Origin of the sequence: Bradyrhizobium sp. AUGA SZCCT0431, assembly GCF_018131065.1 — a bacterium.
Classification (GTDB): domain Bacteria; phylum Pseudomonadota; class Alphaproteobacteria; order Rhizobiales; family Xanthobacteraceae; genus Bradyrhizobium.
Genome location: NZ_JAFCLR010000004.1, coordinates 143,476 through 159,248, shown reverse-complemented (window position 1 = coordinate 159,248; position 15,773 = coordinate 143,476). Strand labels below are relative to the sequence as shown.

Here is a 15,773-nt window from a genome sequence, read left to right as displayed (position 1 = left end):
GCTACTGAGCGGCGTTAACTATCCTTTAGTGAATCTGCACGGTGCGGTTGCGGCCCTCTTCTCACGCTCCTATGGTCCGGATTGGGGATTGTGGCTGATCGCCGCAGGTGAGTAATGATCATAGGTCGTGTGTTCGCGATTGCCGTCGCCGGAGCCTCTCTGGCCGGCTGTTCCTCGTTTTCCATGGATTCCTTCAAACCGGCGCCCCCGCCGGTCCCGGTTCAGCTCGAATCGACGCCCCCGGGGGCCGACGCCACGACCTCGCTTGGGCCGGGCTGCAAGACCCCTTGCACGGTATCGGTCCCTGCGATGGAAGCCGGTTTCTCCGTGACCTTCAACCTGCCCCGGTTCCAGCCGGTCACTGTTCCGGTACAGGTGATCCGGAACCCCGGCGACTTCACCACCCCCGCCTCCACCATCATTGAACCAAGCCCTGTCTTCGCCGAGCTGAAACCCGCCGGCCCGCCGCCTCGCGTTCGCAAGCCGATGCGGCCAAAGAAGCCCAAGCCCGCCGCAGCGCCCGCAGCGGATTCGCCGTTCCCCGCGCCGGCGGCGCAGCCGGCCCGCTGATCGGCACCGCACCCGAAAGCTGCGGATTGTAGCCGTCTTGCTTCGTGCCTATATCCCGGCTCTGATTGAAGTCAGAACCGGGATATAAGTCTTTCGTTTTGACGCGCTTTCTTCACGCGAACCGGTATCCACTTCGCTGGAAAGCGCTATAGGATGATGGGTGACAGACGTTGCGGCGGTTCCGCCGCACGCGGCGCGTAGGCAGGGTTTGCAAGGCAGTTTGGATGAGCGGATTGTCGACTTCTCCCGATCAACTGTTCTCTCCGATGACCGATCCGTTCGGGCGGACGATCCGCTATCTGCGGGTCTCCGTCACCGATCGCTGCGACCTGCGCTGCTTCTATTGCATGTCCGAGGACATGACGTTCCTGCCGAAAGCCGATTTGCTGACGCTGGAAGAGCTCGACCGGCTGTGCTCGGCCTTCGTCGCCAAGGGCGTGCGCAAAATCCGCCTCACCGGCGGCGAACCGCTGGTCCGGCGCAACGTGATGTCGCTGGTGCGCTCGCTGTCGCGGCATCTTTCGAGCGGCGCGCTCGATGAATTGACGCTGACCACCAATGGCTCGCAGCTGGCGCGCTTTGCCGGCGAGTTGCGCGACGCCGGCGTGCGCCGGATCAACGTCTCGCTGGACACGCTCGATCCCGCCAAGTTCCGCGCCATCACGCGCTGGGGCGACATCGACAAGGTGCTCGCCGGCATTGAAGCTGCGCGCGCGGCGGGGCTTGCGGTGAAGATCAACGCGGTTGCGCTGAAGAACATGAACGAGGAGGAGATCCCCTCGCTGATGCAATGGGCGCACGACAAGGGCATGGCGCTGACGCTGATCGAAGTGATGCCGATGGGCGACATCGGCGAAGGCCGGATCGATCAGTACGTGCCGCTGTCGTTGTTGCGCGCGCGTCTCGCCCAGCACTACACGCTGACCGACCTTGACGACGACACCGGCGGCCCTGCCCGCTATGTCCGCGTCAGCGAGACCGGCGGCAAGCTCGGCTTCATCACGCCGATGACCCATAATTTCTGCGAGTCCTGTAACCGGGTACGGATCACCTGCACCGGCACGCTGCACACCTGCCTCGGTCACGAGGATGCCTCCGATTTGCGCAAACCCTTGCGGGCATCTGCCGACAACGACCTGCTCTCCGCCGCGATCGATCGCGCCATCGGGACGAAGCCGAAGGGCCACGACTTCATCATCGACCGCCGGCACAACCGCCCAAGCGTCAGCCGCCACATGAGCGTTACCGGCGGTTGAAATTTCAGCGTGTATTTTGGCTGTCCCGCGCAACCAAGCGCGTCCTCCCCACGTAACTGATAGCCCGCGTCAATTTGTCCATTTTCCGATTGACGCCGCTGCAACGCACTGAAATGGTGCGGCTGCTTTACGCCAGCACGGCCGGATGGGCCGCTGTTTCCCAATGGAACAGCCAAGACGGCGGAAGCGTGCGAACGGGGGAGGACTATCGTTGCAATCGCTCCAGCGAATGAGCTGCGAACCTGCGCGTTTTTCGCGCCGGAATGAAGCTGCGCGTTTGCCGCGCGGCAGCGGCTCTGCGCGCCTGACGCGGGGTGGCGACGCAATATCAATGAAGAAATCCGGCGCATGTCGATGACGTGCCCGAGGAGAACGTAATGCGTCCATTGTTGGCAATCAGTAACGGCATCGACTGGATCAACGAGCAACTGGGCGGCATCTGCAATTGGCTCGTGCTCGCCGCCTGCGTGGTCAGCGCCGCCAACGCGATGATCCGCTACGCGTTCGGCTACAGCTCCAACAGCTGGCTCGAATTGCAGTGGTACATGTTCGCCGTCTTCGTGATGTTCGGCGCCTCCTATACCTTCAAGAAGAACGAGCATGTTCGCGTCGAACTTCTCTATCTCATGCTGTCCGAGCGCGGACAGCTCTGGCTCGACATGATCGGAACGCTGTTTTTCCTGATCCCGTCCTGCCTGCTGCTGGCCTATCTGTCGTGGCCGTTCTTCATGCAATCCTACGCCGTCAGCGAGATTTCGAGCAATGCCGGCGGCCTGGTGCGCTGGCCGATCAAGGCCGTCGTTCCCGTGGGCTTCGTTTTTCTCGCTCTGCAAGGACTCTCTGAAGTGATCAAGCGTATCGCGGCGTTGAAGGGCTATGTGATGATCGACGCCAAATACGAGAGGCCGGTGCAATGATTACGCTGGAAATGATGCCGCCGCTGATGTTCGGCGGCTTGATTCTGGCCATGCTGATCGGCTTCCCGGTGGCCTTCACGCTGGCCGCGCTCGGGCTGTCGTTCGGCTTCCTGTCGATCTATCTCGGCTTCTTCGACATGAACTTCCTGCAGGCCATTCCGGGCCGCATCTTCGGCAGCGTGCTCTCCAACGAGTTGCTGCTGGCGATCCCCTTCTTCACCTTCATGGGCTCGATCCTGGAACGGTGCGGGCTTGCGGAAGACATGCTGGACTCGATGGGTCAGCTGTTCGGACCGATCCGCGGCGGCCTCGGCTATTCCGTCATCATCGTCGGCTTCATCCTCGGCGCGATCACCGGCACGGTGGCGGCGCAGGTCATCGCGATGGCGCTGATCTCGATGCCGGTGATGATGCGCTACGGCTACAACATTCGCTACATCACCGGCGTGCTCGCCGCGTCCGGCACGATCACCCAATTGGTGCCGCCCTCGCTGGTGCTGATCGTGATGGCCGACCAGCTCGGCAAGTCGGTCGGCGACATGTATCTCGGTGCCTGGGGCCCATCCATCCTCCAGATCGCCCTGTTCGCCGGCTATACGTTCATGCTCGGCCTCATCAAACCGGATCACGTCCCTCCGGTTCCGAGAGACGCGCTCACGCTGACGGGTTGGCCGCTCTGGAAGAAATGCCTGATGGGCATCATTCCGTCGGCCGTTCTGATCTTCGTGGTGCTGGGTACCATGATGCTCGGCCTCGCAACGCCGACCGAAGCCGGCGCGATGGGCGCCATCGGCGCCATCGTGCTCGCCGCGATCCACCACAAGGATCTGAGCAGCAAGGGGCACAAGATGCTCCTCACCGGCATCGCCGCCACCGGTGTCGCCGTAATCGTCGGCATGCTCATCGGTGAAGGCAAGGTGTTGAAACTGACCTTCGCGGTGGTCTATCTCGCCGTCGTCTGGCTCTGCCTCGAAGCCGTCCGCATCCCGGACCTGCGCGGCCTGATCAAGCAGGGCTACGAGTCGACGATGCGCCTCTCCACCATGGTGGTGTTCATCCTGATCGGCTCGACCTGCTTCTCGGTGGTGTTCCTCGGCGTCTCCGGCGGTGTCTGGCTCGAGCATCATCTGACCTCGATCCCCGGCGGCGTCTGGGGCTTCCTGATCTTCATCAATCTCTTCATCTTCTTCCTGGCGTTCTTCCTCGACTTCTTCGAAATCGCCTTCATCATCCTGCCGATGGTGGCGCCGATTGCGCAGAAGATATTGACGCCGGTCGTGGGCCCCGACGCCGCGCTGATCTGGTTCGGCGTCATGCTGTGCGTCAACATGCAGACGTCGTTCCTGCATCCGCCGTTCGGCTTTGCGCTGTTCTATTTGCGCGGCGTCGCGCCCAAGGAAGTAAAGAGCTCCGACATCTACTGGGGTGCCCTGCCCTGGATCGGCCTGCAGGCGATCATGGTGGCGATCGTGATCGCCTTCCCGATCGTGGTAACCGTGTTCCTCGACAAGCCGCTCGACGTCGATCTCAGCAAGGTCAGGATCGAGGTGCCGCAGATCGAACTGCCACCACTGGATTTCGGCCAGCCAAAACAATAGCGGCGCGATTCCTGCCGAGAATCCTGTAACGAAAAACCCCGGAGCTTGCGCTCCGGGGTTTTTGTTTGTCGAAGCTGGTTTTGTTTTTGACGCGTTTTCTTTACACGAACCGGGATCCATCCCGCATCAAGTGCGGGACCGGCTCTCGCTTGAAAACGCTATGTACCGCAATCACCCCTGCGGGTTGCGCGCCATGAAGCTGTCGTAACCGAGTTCGGCGACCTGGAACCACTGGTATCCATTGCTGGTGAAGCCGTTCAGCGAGTCCAGAACCTTCTTGAAGTTCGGGTTGGTTGCCGCCGTCTCGGCATAGATTTCCTTGGTCGCTTTCAGGCAGGCCTGCATGATCGGCGGCGAAAACGCATGCAGCTTGGTGCCACCGGCGAGCAATTTCTTGAGCGACGGCGGATTGAGCTGATCGTACTTCGCCATCATCCAGCTGTTGGCGGACTGCCCTGCCAGCTCGAGAACGGTTTGGTAGTATTTCGGCAGCGAGTTCCATTTATCCAGGTTAACGAGGGCCAGCAGCATCGGGCCACCTTCCCACCAACCGGGATAGTAATAATGCGGCGCGACCTTGTTGAAGCCGAGCTTCTCGTCGTCATAGGGGCCGACCCATTCCGCCGCGTCGATCGTGCCTTTTTCAAGCGCGGGATAGATGTCGCCGCCGGCCAGTTGCTGCGGCACGACACCCAGTTTCTGCATGACGCGGCCGGCAAAGCCGCCGATGCGCATCTTCAGTCCCTTCAGGTCGTCGACGGTGTTGATCTCCTTGCGGAACCAGCCGCCCATCTGGCAGCCGGTATTGCCGGCCAGAAACGACGTGACGTTATAGCCCTTGTAGAACTCGTTGAGCAGTTCCCTGCCCCCGCCCTGCATGTACCAGGCCTGGTTGAGGCGCTGGTTGGGTCCGAACGGCACCGCCGTGCCGAACGCAAATGTCGGGTCCTTGCCGAAGTAATAGTAGGACGCGGTATGTCCCATCTCGACGGTACCGTTTTGCACGGCATCGAGGACTTGCAGACCCGGAACGATTTCACCGCCGGCAAAGGTCTGGAGCTGGAATTTGTTGTCGGTGGCTTCGGCAACCTGCTTGGCCATCAGCTCAACCCCGCCCCACAGCGTGTCGAGCGATTTCGGCCAGCTCGCCGTCAGCCGCCATTTGATTTCCGGCATCGACTGCGCGATCGCCGGCGCCGCCAGAGTTGCGGCACCCGCGGCGCCAATACCTGTGACCTTGAGAAAATCTCTTCTTTTCATGGAATCCTGCCCTTGTGGATGTGTGTCCGATAGCCTTCTTGCCGAGGCTTTGGCGACACCATGGAACATCCGGTTCCCGATTTCCATCCCGAACTGCAGAGCGCAACGCAAAAAGCCCGGCCTCCTCGCGGAGACCGGGCCTGCTTGTCCGACTTAGGAGTTAGATCAGCCGCGCGTGCGCGAGCGGATCATGAAGCTGTCGAAGGTGTATTCGGCGACCTGCCACCACAGATACTGGTCGGAGCGGTAGGCCTGCATCGAATCGATCGTCTTCTTGAAGTCGGCATTCTTGGCCGACAGTTCGGCCCACAGCTCGTTGGTCGCCTTCAGGCAGGCTTCCAGAACTTCGTTGGTGAAGGGACGGAGCTGGGTGCCGCCGGCAACCAGACGTTTCAACGCGGCCGGATTGAGCATGTCATAGCGTTCGTTCATCCAGGCGTTGGCGTGCGCCGATGCGTTGGTGAGGATCGCCTGATAGTTCTTCGGCAGCGAATTCCACTTCTCGAGATTGGTGAAGGCGTGGACCATTGGGCCACCTTCCCAGAAGCCGGGGTAATAATAGAACTTCGCGACCTTCTGGAAGCCGAGCTTTTCGTCGTCATAAGGACCGACCCACTCGGCGGCGTCGATGGTGCCCTTTTCCAGCGCCGGGTAGATGTCGCCGCCGGCGATCTGCTGCGGCACGACGCCGACCTTCTGCAACACCTGACCGGCGATGCCGCCGATGCGGAATTTGAGACCCGACAGATCGGCGACCGTCTTGATCTCCTTGCGGAACCAGCCGCCCATCTGGGTGCCGGTGTTACCGCAGGGGAAACCGATCACGCCAAACTTCTTGAAGAACTCGTTGCCGAGTTCCCCACCGCCACCCTGCGACCACCAGGAGTTCTGCTGGCGTGCGTTCAGGCCGAACGGGACCGACGCATAGATCGCAAAGGTCGGATCTTTGCCGACGTAATAATAGGAGACGGTGTGGCACATCTCGACCGTGCCGTTGGAGGTGGCGTCGAGCGCCTGCAGACCGGGAACGACCTCGCCCGCGGCGAAGACCTGGATCTGGAATTTGTTGTCGGTCATTTCGGCGACGTATTTCGACAACTGGTCAGCACCGCCGTAAATCGTGTCGAGCGACTTCGGGAAGCTCGACGTCAAGCGCCATTTGATTTCAGGCGAGGATTGCGCGATCGCCGGCGAGGCCACGGCTGTCGCAGCAGCACCGGCCGCTGAAACTTTCAAAAAATCACGACGCTTCATTCAGGCATCTCCTTAAAGGCGGGGGCGTTTCCCAATTTCCGCGAGCGATCCTCCGGCGGGGCGAATTCCACGTCATCCGGGGCGCTCTGGCGGGGGCGCTTTAACATGGAAGTTGGCTAACGAAAACGCGACAAAGGCATGACTGCACTGATTAAACGAAAGTCTCAGGGAAGCAGAATAAGGCCCTCAGGCGGTTGCATTTGCGCCCTGAAGCTGGTCGCGGACCTTGGTACCGATTTCGCGGTAGATGGCGGCGTGCGGACCGTCCGGCTCGCTCGCCACCACCGGATTACCGGAGTCCGAGGTGGTGCGAATCGACATGTGCAGCGGGATCTCGCCCAAAAACGGCACACCCAGCCGCTCGGCCTCGTGCCGCGCCCCGCCATGACCGAAAATGTCCGACCGGGTGCCGCAATGCGGGCACTGGAAATAGCTCATGTTCTCGACGATGCCGAGCACGGGCACGTTGACCTTCTTGAACATGGCAAGGCCGCGCCGCGCGTCGATCAACGAGAGATCCTGCGGGGTCGAGATGATGACCGCCCCCTTCAGCGGCACGTTCTGCGCCAGGGTCAGCTGCGCGTCGCCGGTGCCGGGCGGCATGTCGACCACGAGAATATCGAGCGTGCCCCATGCCACGTCGCGCAGCATCTGGGTGATCGCCGACATCACCATCGGTCCGCGCCAGATCATCGCGGTTTCTTCCTCGACCAGGAAGCCGATCGACATGATGGCAAGACCGAAGCGTTCGATCGGAATCATCTTGCGGTCGTCGTTCAGTTTCGGCTTCTCGTGAATGCCGGTCAGCCGCGGCACCGAGGGGCCGTAAATATCAGCGTCCAACAGACCGACGCGCAGGCCGAGATCGCGCAAGCCCAGTGCGAGATTGAGCGCCGTCGTCGATTTGCCGACGCCGCCCTTGCCCGAGGCCACCGCAATCACGGCGGCGACGCCCGGAATTTCTGCTTGCCTGGACATCGGGGACGCCGGGCTTTGCGGCGGCTTATGCGCCGACACCGGCTGCACGCCGTGCGCATGGCGGTGCGGCTGAGGTGGCGGCGGCGGAGCCGCACCGGGTGACGGCGAAGACGCCGCACCGGGCTTGCGCTCGGCGGTCAGCGCGATCATCGCCACGCTGACGCCGGGAATGGCGCGAACCGCGGCTTCCGCCTGCGCCCGCACGCTTTCCCACGCGCGGGCCTCCGCGGCGTCGACATTGATGGAGAAGAACACCTTGCCGTCAGTGGCCGTGATCGCCGACAGCACGTTGGCGTTGGTCAAGGCGACGCCGCGCGGCGAGGCCACCTTGGCCAAGGCATCGAGAACCTGTTGCTGCGTTACGCTCACGGCACGTCTCCTGGAGCCATCGGTTCCGATTGTCTCAGAACCGGGGCCCTCTTAGAGCGTTGCAGCCCAAAAAGCTACCTTGCTCCGACGTCGTCCCGGCGTTCGGCCGGGGCCACGACCCCGCCCTCCTTGGCGGCCTCGTAGTTCAATTCGACCATGACGCCATTGGGATCCGTGACGAAGATCTGCCACAGATCGCCGCCGGGAACCTGACGCGAGTCGAATTCCGTCCCTTTGGATTTGAGCCGCTGCTGCATGCCGGCAAAGCCCGTGCTGGCGAAGGCCACGTGATGGACCACGCCGGAGTCAGGCTTTTGGGGCTCGTCGGTCTTGGAAATATCGACCAGATGCACCACCGCCTTGCCCTCCGAGTACATCCACGCGCCCGGGAAGGCGAAGTTCGGCCGGGCGCCCTTTTCCAGGCCCAGAATATCCTCGTAAAAGCGGACCGTGTCGGCGAGATTCCGGGTCCGGATGTTGAAATGATCGAGCACGCCCACGCTGACGCCCATGCGATCTCACTCCCTTTTTTGTGAGGTTCTTATAACGCCCCTACCCTAGAGCCTTTTCCGTTCCGATGGAATCGGAACGGGGCTCTGGATTCTTGCTTTGACGCGTTTTCTCGACGCGAACCGGTGTCCACCCCCGGATCAAGTCCGAGGGCATGCTTCGCTGGAAAACGCTCTGACACAAGACCCGTCCCGCCAGCCAAACGAAGGCGTTGCCCTTCATGGCGCAGGGTTTATGGTGCGGCCTCCTCCCAAATGGCGTCCGGCCCGTTCCGCGCCGGCCAAACCCCAGATTTAGCCCGCAAGGGCAAACGATAAGGTAGCACACATGGCTAAAGTCGCTTTTCTCGGTCTCGGCGTGATGGGTTTCCCGATGGCGGGCCATCTGGTGAAAAAAGGCGGCCACGAGGTCACCGTTTACAACCGGACCGGAGCCAAGGCGAAGGAATGGGCGGACAAGTTCGGCGGCCGCACGGCGCCGACGCCAAAGGCCGCCGCCGAAGGCCAGGACTTCGTGATATGCTGCGTCGGCAATGACAATGATTTGCGCGCGGTCACGATCGGCGCTGACGGCGCCTTTGCCGGCGTGACGAAGGGCGCGACCTTCGTCGACCACACCACCGCGTCGGCCGAAGTCGCCCGCGAGCTCGATGCCGCCGCCACCAAAGCGGGCTTCAAATTCATCGATGCGCCGGTGTCCGGCGGCCAGGCCGGCGCCGAAAACGGCGTCCTGACCGTGATGTGCGGCGGCGCCGCGGACGCCTATGCCGGCGCCGAGCCCGTGATTGCGGCCTATGCGCGGATGTGCAAGCTGCTCGGACCCGCCGGTTCCGGTCAGTTAACAAAGATGGTCAACCAGATCTGTATCGCGGGGCTGGTTCAGGGCCTCTCCGAAGGCATTCATTTCGCGAAAAAATCCGGCCTCGACGTGCAGGCCGTGATCGAGACCATCTCCAAGGGCGCCGCGCAGTCCTGGCAGATGGAGAACCGCTACAAGACCATGAACGACGGCAAGTTCGATTTCGGCTTTGCAGTCGAATGGATGCGCAAGGATCTGTCGATCTGCATCGCCGAATCCCGCCGCAACGGCGCCAATCTGCCGGTCACCGCGCTGGTCGATCAGTTCTATTCCGAAGTCGAGAAAATGGGCGGCAAGCGCTGGGACACGTCGAGCCTGCTGGCAAGGCTGCAGCGCTGAGCGAAGAGGTTAATTTAACCTCGCGTTAACGGGATTCTTTAGCTCTTTAAGTCATCGCTTAAGGATTTGGGCTCACAGATAGACGATACAAAAAGCCCGCGCGGTTCGCGGGCAGGGTTTGTGTTGTTTAATGAGTAATCCCGCAGAAAAGCCCGAGGTTGTCCAGCTTCCGGCGGACCCGCCAGTCGCCGCGCCGGTCAACACCCGACGCGCCGCGGCGCAGCGGGTGCGCGAGGCGCGCGACCGGTTAACGTCGACCAGCGGAACCCGCCCGGCTTTCGACACCGAACTGCTCCGGCAATATGCCCAGACCCGGATGTCGGCCTCCTACGTCGTCATGCTGCTGGTGGTTGCGACCGGCGTGCTGTTCGGCTTCTGGATGCACGTGATAGCGGCCATGGCCTGGACCTTCGGCATGCTGTGCATCCATGCCGTCATCATCCGCAATTGCCGCAGGTTTCTGGCGGTGCAGCCCTCGCTCGCCGCCACGCGCAAATGGCGCACGCGATTTGTGCTGCTCGACCTGCTCTACGGGCTGTGCTGGACCGCGATCCTGATCCACCCCGCCGGCCTCGACGTCGTGTCGAACACGATGATGATGTTCCTGATGCTGCTGGTGATCGCGGTGTCGAGCATGCTGGCGGCCAGCCTGCCGATCGCGGCGCTGGCGGCCACCGCGCCGGTGACGGCCGCGATCGCGCTGAACTTCGTGCTGGGCGGCACCTTCGACACTTACGCGCTCGCCATGCTGGCGCTGGCCGCCGAAGGTTATTTCGCGCTGCTCGCCCATCGCCTGCACTCGACGACGCTGGCGACGCTGGAGGCGCGCGCCGAAAAGGATGCGCTGATCGGCGAGCTCGAGCAGGCCAAGGCGATCTCCGACGAGGCACGGCATCGCGCCGAATCCGCCAACGTCGCCAAGTCGCGCTTCCTCGCGCAGATGAGCCACGAACTGCGCACGCCGCTGAACGCGATCCTCGGATTCTCCGAGGTGATGAAGAGCGAGATTTTTGGCGCGCACGCCGTGCCGGTCTACAAGGAATATTCCGCCGACATCCATAATTCGGGCGTGCACCTGCTCAACCTCATCAACGAGATCCTCGATCTGTCACGGATCGAGGCCGGCCGCTACGAACTCAACGAGGAAGCGGTGTCGCTGGTGCATGTCGTCGCCGACTGCCATCATCTTTTGAAACTGCGCGCCACCAGCCGCGGCATCACCATCCACGAAGTGTTCGAACAGGGCATGCCGCGGATTTGGGGTGATGAGCGCGCCACCCGTCAGATCGTGCTCAATTTGTTGTCGAACTCGATCAAGTTCACCCCGCAAGGCGGCGATATCTGGCTGAAGGTCGGCTGGACCGCATCCGGCGGCCAGTATCTGAGCGTCAAGGACACCGGATCCGGCATTGCCGAAGACGAAATCCCGATCGTGCTGGCATCGTTCGGCCAGGGCTCCAACTCGATCAAGTCGGCCGAACAGGGCGCAGGTCTGGGACTGCCAATCGCAAAAAGCCTGATCGACATGCACGGCGGCACCTTCACGCTGAAATCGAAGCTGCGCATCGGCACCGAAGTCATCGTCACCTTCCCGCCGGAGCGCGTGATGTCGGCGCTGGCGCCGATGGCCGAAGAGGCCCCGCCCCTGCAGCCAGAGCCCGTCATCATTGCGACCGCCGACGAGAAACGCCGGGCGCGCCACAAACCGATCATGAGCGCCGGAACAGGACTGTAACTGGAGCGCTTGCGCAAACCACCGAAAGCATTTCACACTCCCTGAATGAGCAAAGAAACGCCGTGTATCGCAGTCTGCATGATGGACCCCAAAACCAAACTCTGCTTCGGCTGCGGACGAACGCTGCCGGAAATCGCGCAATGGCACCGCATGGACAGCGCGGAGCGGCTGGCCGTGATGGCAGAATTGCCGGCCCGCATGGCAGAGGCCGGTCTGGCGCAGATCGCGGAGCGTCCGACGTCCAGCTGATCGATCGCAGGACTGCCCAGGGGGGCGCGCGATGAGCCGCATCCTGCTCGTCCTGATCATGCTCGCCGCCACCGCCGGCGCCGTCGTTGCTTACGGCGACCCCGAACAGATCGCACGCGCCAGCGATTCAGTCTCGCAGATGCTGCGGCGGCACAGCGTGCAGCCGGTGCCCGCGGTGCAGATCGCGCGCGGCCAGGCCGGCGAATTCGCGCTGCATGCCAAGATCAACGGCGTCAAGGCGCCGATGGTGATCGACACCGGCGCGACCTCGGTGGTGCTGACCTGGGAGACCGCGAAGGCGATCGGGCTGCCGCTCGAGATGCTCGAATACAATGTCGACGTCGAAACCGTGGGCGGGCACACCAAGGCGGCGCGGCTGACGCTCGACCGTCTCGCGGTCGGTCACCTCGTCGAGAAATCGGTCCCGGCGCTGGTGGTGCAGCGCGGGCAGATGAAAACCAACCTGCTCGGCATGAGCTTTCTGGATCGCCTGGAAAGCTGGGGCGTAAAGGCCGACCAGCTGATGCTGCACGGCTATCCCGACGTGACGGGCAGCGTCAGCACCTCACGCCGCCACCGGCGCGACCGCGCGGCGGCCAACTAGCGCGATCACATCGCGCAGGGCGTGGCGCCGGCGCCGTGCGCATGGTGGCTCGGCTCCGCGCCGGTCAATTCGGCCCGAGCGCCGAAGCGGCGACTTTTGCTGGGATCACATACTCGATCTGCACCTTCTTGCGTTCCGCATCCCTGCGGGCCTGCAGCCAGCCTGGAAACCACATCGCGATCGCGGGGAAGATCAGCACCAGGACCACGCAGAGAACCTGGATGACCATGAAGTCCGCCATGCCGCGGTAGATCAACCTCAAATTCCATTCCCTCACGACCTGCTTGAGATAATAGGCCGACATCGCGACGGGTGGAGACAGGAACGCCGTCTGCAGGACGACCGCGACGATGCAGCCGAACCACACCATGTCGTAGCCGAGGCCCTTGGCCACCGGCGCGAGCATGGGAAGAAAGATAAACACGATCGCCGGCCATTCGAACGGCCAGCCGAGTAGGAATATCAGCGTCAGCAGCAGGGTCATGGTGCCCCAGGCCGGCAGCGGCGAGGCAAGCAGGGCATTGGTCATCCAGCTGGCCGTGCCGAGCCACGCGAACACCGCACCGAACACGTTGGAAGCGACCGCGAGCAGCAGCACCATGCTGGTGGTCGCCATCGTGCTGTAGCAGGCCTGCAGCAAGCCGCTCCACGTGAATTTGCCGTAGAGAATGACCAGAAGGATGGCGCCGAGCGCGCCGAGTGCCGCCGCCTCCGCGGCCGTCGTGATGCCGGCCAGGATCGCCCCCAGCGTGACGATGGTCAGCACCGTCACCGGAACGAGGCCGACCAGGCACTCCCACAGCACGATCTTCATCGATTCCGGCCGCTCCTCGAGCGGCACTGGCGGACCGAGCTTCGGATTGAAATGACAGCGGATCAGCGTGTAGGCGATGAACATGCCGGACAGCAGGAAGCCCGGGCCGAACGCGGCTGCGTACAAATCGATGATCGAAATGTCGAGCACGGGTGCCATCACGACCAGCATCACCGACGGCGGAATCAGGATGCCGAGCGTGCCGCCAGCCGCGATCGCGCCCGCCGACATACGCACGTCGTAGCCGGAGCGGATCATCATCGGCCCGGCCATGATGCCGAGCAGCGCCACCGTCGCGCCCACGGTTCCGGCAGCGATTCCGAACAGCGTCGCGGTAACGATGACAACCACGTAAAGCGCGCCCTTCAGCGGCGCAAACAGATCGCGGAACGCCCTGAACAGTCGTTCCATCAGCCCGGCCTGATCGCAGATGAAGCCCATCAGGATGAACATGGGCACCGCGACCAGTTCGTCCTGCTTCATGATGCCGATGGTCTGCAGGTAGGCGAGGCTGAGCACCCGCGGTCCCATGCCGATGTAGCCGAACACGCCTGCGAGAAACAAAAGCGTGAAGCTGATCGGCAGACCGATGAAGATCGCCCCCAGCATCACCAGCAGCATGAATAGGCCAAGCAGCTCGAGTCCGGTCATATCTCGATCTTTTCCTTGTGCTCGAACTCGCGCCCGAACTGGATCTGATACCAGCACTTCAGTACTTCGGAGACGCCCTGAACCATGAGAAGGACCGCCGCCAGCGGGATGGTGGCCCGGAACGGCCACATGATCACGCGCCACACGCTTTCCTGCGACCTCTCGCCGGTGTCCCAGGAATGCAATGCGGCGTCGTAGCTGACCAGCATGAAGGTGATCATGACCGGGTAGAACAGCACGATGTAGGAGATCATGTCGATGATCCCCTTGGTGCGTTCCGAAAAGTTCTCCCAGTAGATATCGGTTCGAACGTGCGCCCCCTTGTAGAGCGCATATCCGCAGGCGAGCATGAAGGCCGCGCCGTTGGCCATGAAGCTCGACTCGTAAACCCAGGCGGTCGGAGCATTGAACCCGTAACGCATCACGACCTCGTAGGTGATCGTCACCACGAGGAACAGCATCGTCAGGGAGATGAGTTTGCCGGTGACGTCCGAGAACCGGTCGATGGCCCGAATGATCGTGTAGAAGGCGTGTGGAAACTCACTTCCCACGCCAGCAGGATACGAGGCTCCGTCGTCAGTCGACATCATGATCCCCCTTGGAAAGCAACTGGCGCCTGTCAATGACGCCAGTTGCGCGCGCGAAAGCGGATCACTTCTTCTGCAGATAGACCTTGTCCTTCCAGTAGTACTCGCCGGCGAAATTATAAGGCGGGAACCAGGAAAGCTTGAACGGGACGATTTTCTCGGCGTAGGCCTTCTGACTGTCCATCGCCTTCTTGTAGAAGGGGTTCTTGGCGGCGTACTCGCCCTGGATCTTCTCCCACTCGTCGAGGAAGTTCTTCAGGATCTCGTCCGGCGTGCGATGCAACTGGACGCCCAGCTTGAGGAGGTCCTGGCAGGCCTGCGCGGTCTCGCGGTTGAAGGAGAAATTGCGCTGCGTCGTGGCGTAGACGCTGGCAACCTTGATGATCTCCTGCAGATCCGGCGTGAGCTTCTTCCAGACATCGCCGTTGATCATCAACTGGCCGCCGGTGACGGGCTCGTGCATGCCAGGGGTGTAGTAGTGCTTCGCGACCTGGTGCAGACCGAGCTTCTTGTCTTCCTCGCAGTTGATCCATTCAGCGCCTTCGATCACGCCGCGCTCCATCGCCGGGACGATCTCGCCGCCCGGTATGGTGACGACCGACACGCCAAGCCGGCCGTAGGTCTCCGCGCCGATGCCGTAGATGCGATACTTCATCCCCTTGAGATCGGCGAGGCTGTTGATCTCTTTCTTGAACCAGCCCATGCCTTGCGGATAATCGGTCGGAATCGGGAAGCCCACGACGTTGAGCTTGAGGACGTCGCGGTAGAATTCCTCCAGCAGGGCCATGCCGCCGCCGTCGTAGTACCAGGCCCAGTAGTCGCTTCCGTCCATGCCGAACAGCGGACCGTGCGACATCGGGATGGTTGCGGTGTTGCGGCCGAGAATGTAGCCGAACGGCGCCATTCCAACGTCAAGGACGTTCTTCGACGTTGCGTCGAAAACCTCGAACGGGGGAACGATGGCGCCGGCGGGAAGTGTTTCAATCTTGAGACGGCCGCCCGACATCTTTTCGACGGTCTCGGCCCACAACTTGAAGATGAGGTGGAAGTTCGCAGATGCGGGATGGGTCGATTGCCCCTTCAATACAAGGGGCTTGGGCGCCGGAGCCGGGGTCTGAGCCTGGGCTGGCTCTGTAAAAGTGGCGGCGAGTCCGAGGGCAGCAGCCACGACAATAGACGTGTACCTGAGCATTCTCACTCCTCCCTTTTGGCAGCAATTTCTCC

The 15,773-nt window shown here is 62.2% G+C and carries 15 protein-coding genes; 8 read left to right on the top strand and 7 right to left on the bottom strand.

The window, feature by feature from the left end:
• Window positions 1–114: 114 nt before the first annotated feature.
• The 4 genes from JQ567_RS05170 to JQ567_RS05155 all read left to right on the top strand — a co-directional run bounded on the left by JQ567_RS05170 (window position 115) and on the right by JQ567_RS05155 (window position 4,341).
• Window positions 115–570, top strand: coding sequence for a hypothetical protein (locus tag JQ567_RS05170; protein ID WP_249165253.1), 456 nt, complete (start codon window positions 115–117; stop codon window positions 568–570).
• Between the two features lie 224 nt (window positions 571–794).
• Entirely contained in the window at window positions 795–1,826 is a 1,032-nt protein-coding gene (gene moaA / locus JQ567_RS05165) for a GTP 3',8-cyclase MoaA (protein ID WP_212437792.1), read from the top strand.
• Between the two features lie 377 nt (window positions 1,827–2,203).
• Window positions 2,204–2,743 (top strand): TRAP transporter small permease subunit, encoded by a 540-nt coding sequence (locus tag JQ567_RS05160; RefSeq protein ID WP_212269448.1) that lies wholly within the window; start codon window positions 2,204–2,206, stop codon window positions 2,741–2,743.
• Window positions 2,740–4,341: a TRAP transporter large permease subunit gene (locus JQ567_RS05155; protein ID WP_212437791.1), complete on the top strand. Its 1,602-nt coding sequence runs from the start codon at window positions 2,740–2,742 to the stop codon at window positions 4,339–4,341. The genes JQ567_RS05160 and JQ567_RS05155 overlap by 4 nt, the downstream gene beginning before the upstream one ends.
• A gap of 171 nt (window positions 4,342–4,512) precedes the next feature.
• Here JQ567_RS05155 and JQ567_RS05150 read toward each other — a convergent pair whose 3' ends face one another.
• The 4 genes from JQ567_RS05150 to JQ567_RS05135 all read right to left on the bottom strand — a co-directional run bounded on the left by JQ567_RS05150 (window position 4,513) and on the right by JQ567_RS05135 (window position 8,714).
• Entirely contained in the window at window positions 4,513–5,601 is a 1,089-nt protein-coding gene (locus JQ567_RS05150; RefSeq protein WP_212437790.1) for a TRAP transporter substrate-binding protein, read from the bottom strand.
• A 165-nt stretch (window positions 5,602–5,766) separates the two neighbouring features.
• Window positions 5,767–6,855, bottom strand: coding sequence for a TRAP transporter substrate-binding protein (locus JQ567_RS05145; RefSeq protein ID WP_212437789.1), 1,089 nt, complete (start codon window positions 6,853–6,855; stop codon window positions 5,767–5,769).
• A gap of 186 nt (window positions 6,856–7,041) precedes the next feature.
• Window positions 7,042–8,202, bottom strand: coding sequence for an Mrp/NBP35 family ATP-binding protein (locus JQ567_RS05140; RefSeq protein ID WP_212437788.1), 1,161 nt, complete (start codon window positions 8,200–8,202; stop codon window positions 7,042–7,044).
• A gap of 74 nt (window positions 8,203–8,276) precedes the next feature.
• On the bottom strand, window positions 8,277–8,714 hold the full coding sequence (locus JQ567_RS05135; RefSeq protein ID WP_209836065.1) for a VOC family protein: 438 nt from the start codon (window positions 8,712–8,714) through the stop codon (window positions 8,277–8,279).
• Between the two features lie 325 nt (window positions 8,715–9,039).
• Here JQ567_RS05135 and JQ567_RS05130 point away from each other — a divergent pair, with 325 nt between their 5' ends.
• The 4 genes from JQ567_RS05130 to JQ567_RS05115 all read left to right on the top strand — a co-directional run bounded on the left by JQ567_RS05130 (window position 9,040) and on the right by JQ567_RS05115 (window position 12,497).
• On the top strand, window positions 9,040–9,909 hold the full coding sequence (locus JQ567_RS05130; protein ID WP_212437787.1) for an NAD(P)-dependent oxidoreductase: 870 nt from the start codon (window positions 9,040–9,042) through the stop codon (window positions 9,907–9,909).
• 130 nt (window positions 9,910–10,039) lie between these two features.
• Window positions 10,040–11,644, top strand: coding sequence for a HAMP domain-containing sensor histidine kinase (locus JQ567_RS05125; protein WP_212437786.1), 1,605 nt, complete (start codon window positions 10,040–10,042; stop codon window positions 11,642–11,644).
• Window positions 11,645–11,689: 45 nt separating this feature from the next.
• A complete protein-coding gene (locus tag JQ567_RS05120; RefSeq protein ID WP_212437785.1) occupies window positions 11,690–11,893 on the top strand; it encodes a DUF1289 domain-containing protein in 204 nt (67 codons plus the stop codon).
• 31 nt (window positions 11,894–11,924) lie between these two features.
• Window positions 11,925–12,497, top strand: a complete 573-nt coding sequence (locus JQ567_RS05115; protein ID WP_212437784.1) for a TIGR02281 family clan AA aspartic protease — start codon at window positions 11,925–11,927, stop codon at window positions 12,495–12,497.
• A gap of 64 nt (window positions 12,498–12,561) precedes the next feature.
• Here the strand turns inward: JQ567_RS05115 and JQ567_RS05110 are convergent, their stop codons facing one another.
• From JQ567_RS05110 to JQ567_RS05100, 3 genes are all read right to left on the bottom strand, one after another.
• A complete protein-coding gene (locus JQ567_RS05110) occupies window positions 12,562–13,962 on the bottom strand; it encodes a TRAP transporter large permease subunit (RefSeq protein ID WP_212437783.1) in 1,401 nt (466 codons plus the stop codon).
• Complete coding sequence (locus JQ567_RS05105; RefSeq protein ID WP_212437782.1) at window positions 13,959–14,549, bottom strand: TRAP transporter small permease subunit; 591 nt, start codon at window positions 14,547–14,549, stop codon at window positions 13,959–13,961. The genes JQ567_RS05110 and JQ567_RS05105 overlap by 4 nt, the downstream gene beginning before the upstream one ends.
• A 64-nt stretch (window positions 14,550–14,613) precedes the next feature.
• A complete protein-coding gene (locus JQ567_RS05100) occupies window positions 14,614–15,741 on the bottom strand; it encodes a TRAP transporter substrate-binding protein (protein WP_212437781.1) in 1,128 nt (375 codons plus the stop codon).
• Window positions 15,742–15,773 lie beyond the last annotated feature (32 nt).

Coding starts and splice junctions, on each gene's coding strand:
- JQ567_RS05170 (WP_249165253.1), top strand. CDS start 115: ATGATCATAGGTCGTGTGTTCGCGATTGCCGTCGCCGGAGCCTCTCTG.
- moaA (WP_212437792.1), top strand. CDS start 795: ATGAGCGGATTGTCGACTTCTCCCGATCAACTGTTCTCTCCGATGACC.
- JQ567_RS05160 (WP_212269448.1), top strand. CDS start 2,204: ATGCGTCCATTGTTGGCAATCAGTAACGGCATCGACTGGATCAACGAG.
- JQ567_RS05155 (WP_212437791.1), top strand. CDS start 2,740: ATGATTACGCTGGAAATGATGCCGCCGCTGATGTTCGGCGGCTTGATT.
- JQ567_RS05150 (WP_212437790.1), bottom strand. CDS start 5,601: ATGAAAAGAAGAGATTTTCTCAAGGTCACAGGTATTGGCGCCGCGGGT.
- JQ567_RS05145 (WP_212437789.1), bottom strand. CDS start 6,855: ATGAAGCGTCGTGATTTTTTGAAAGTTTCAGCGGCCGGTGCTGCTGCG.
- JQ567_RS05135 (WP_209836065.1), bottom strand. CDS start 8,714: ATGGGCGTCAGCGTGGGCGTGCTCGATCATTTCAACATCCGGACCCGG.
- JQ567_RS05130 (WP_212437787.1), top strand. CDS start 9,040: ATGGCTAAAGTCGCTTTTCTCGGTCTCGGCGTGATGGGTTTCCCGATG.
- JQ567_RS05125 (WP_212437786.1), top strand. CDS start 10,040: ATGAGTAATCCCGCAGAAAAGCCCGAGGTTGTCCAGCTTCCGGCGGAC.
- JQ567_RS05120 (WP_212437785.1), top strand. CDS start 11,690: ATGAGCAAAGAAACGCCGTGTATCGCAGTCTGCATGATGGACCCCAAA.
- JQ567_RS05115 (WP_212437784.1), top strand. CDS start 11,925: ATGAGCCGCATCCTGCTCGTCCTGATCATGCTCGCCGCCACCGCCGGC.
- JQ567_RS05110 (WP_212437783.1), bottom strand. CDS start 13,962: ATGACCGGACTCGAGCTGCTTGGCCTATTCATGCTGCTGGTGATGCTG.
- JQ567_RS05105 (WP_212437782.1), bottom strand. CDS start 14,549: ATGTCGACTGACGACGGAGCCTCGTATCCTGCTGGCGTGGGAAGTGAG.
- JQ567_RS05100 (WP_212437781.1), bottom strand. CDS start 15,741: ATGCTCAGGTACACGTCTATTGTCGTGGCTGCTGCCCTCGGACTCGCC.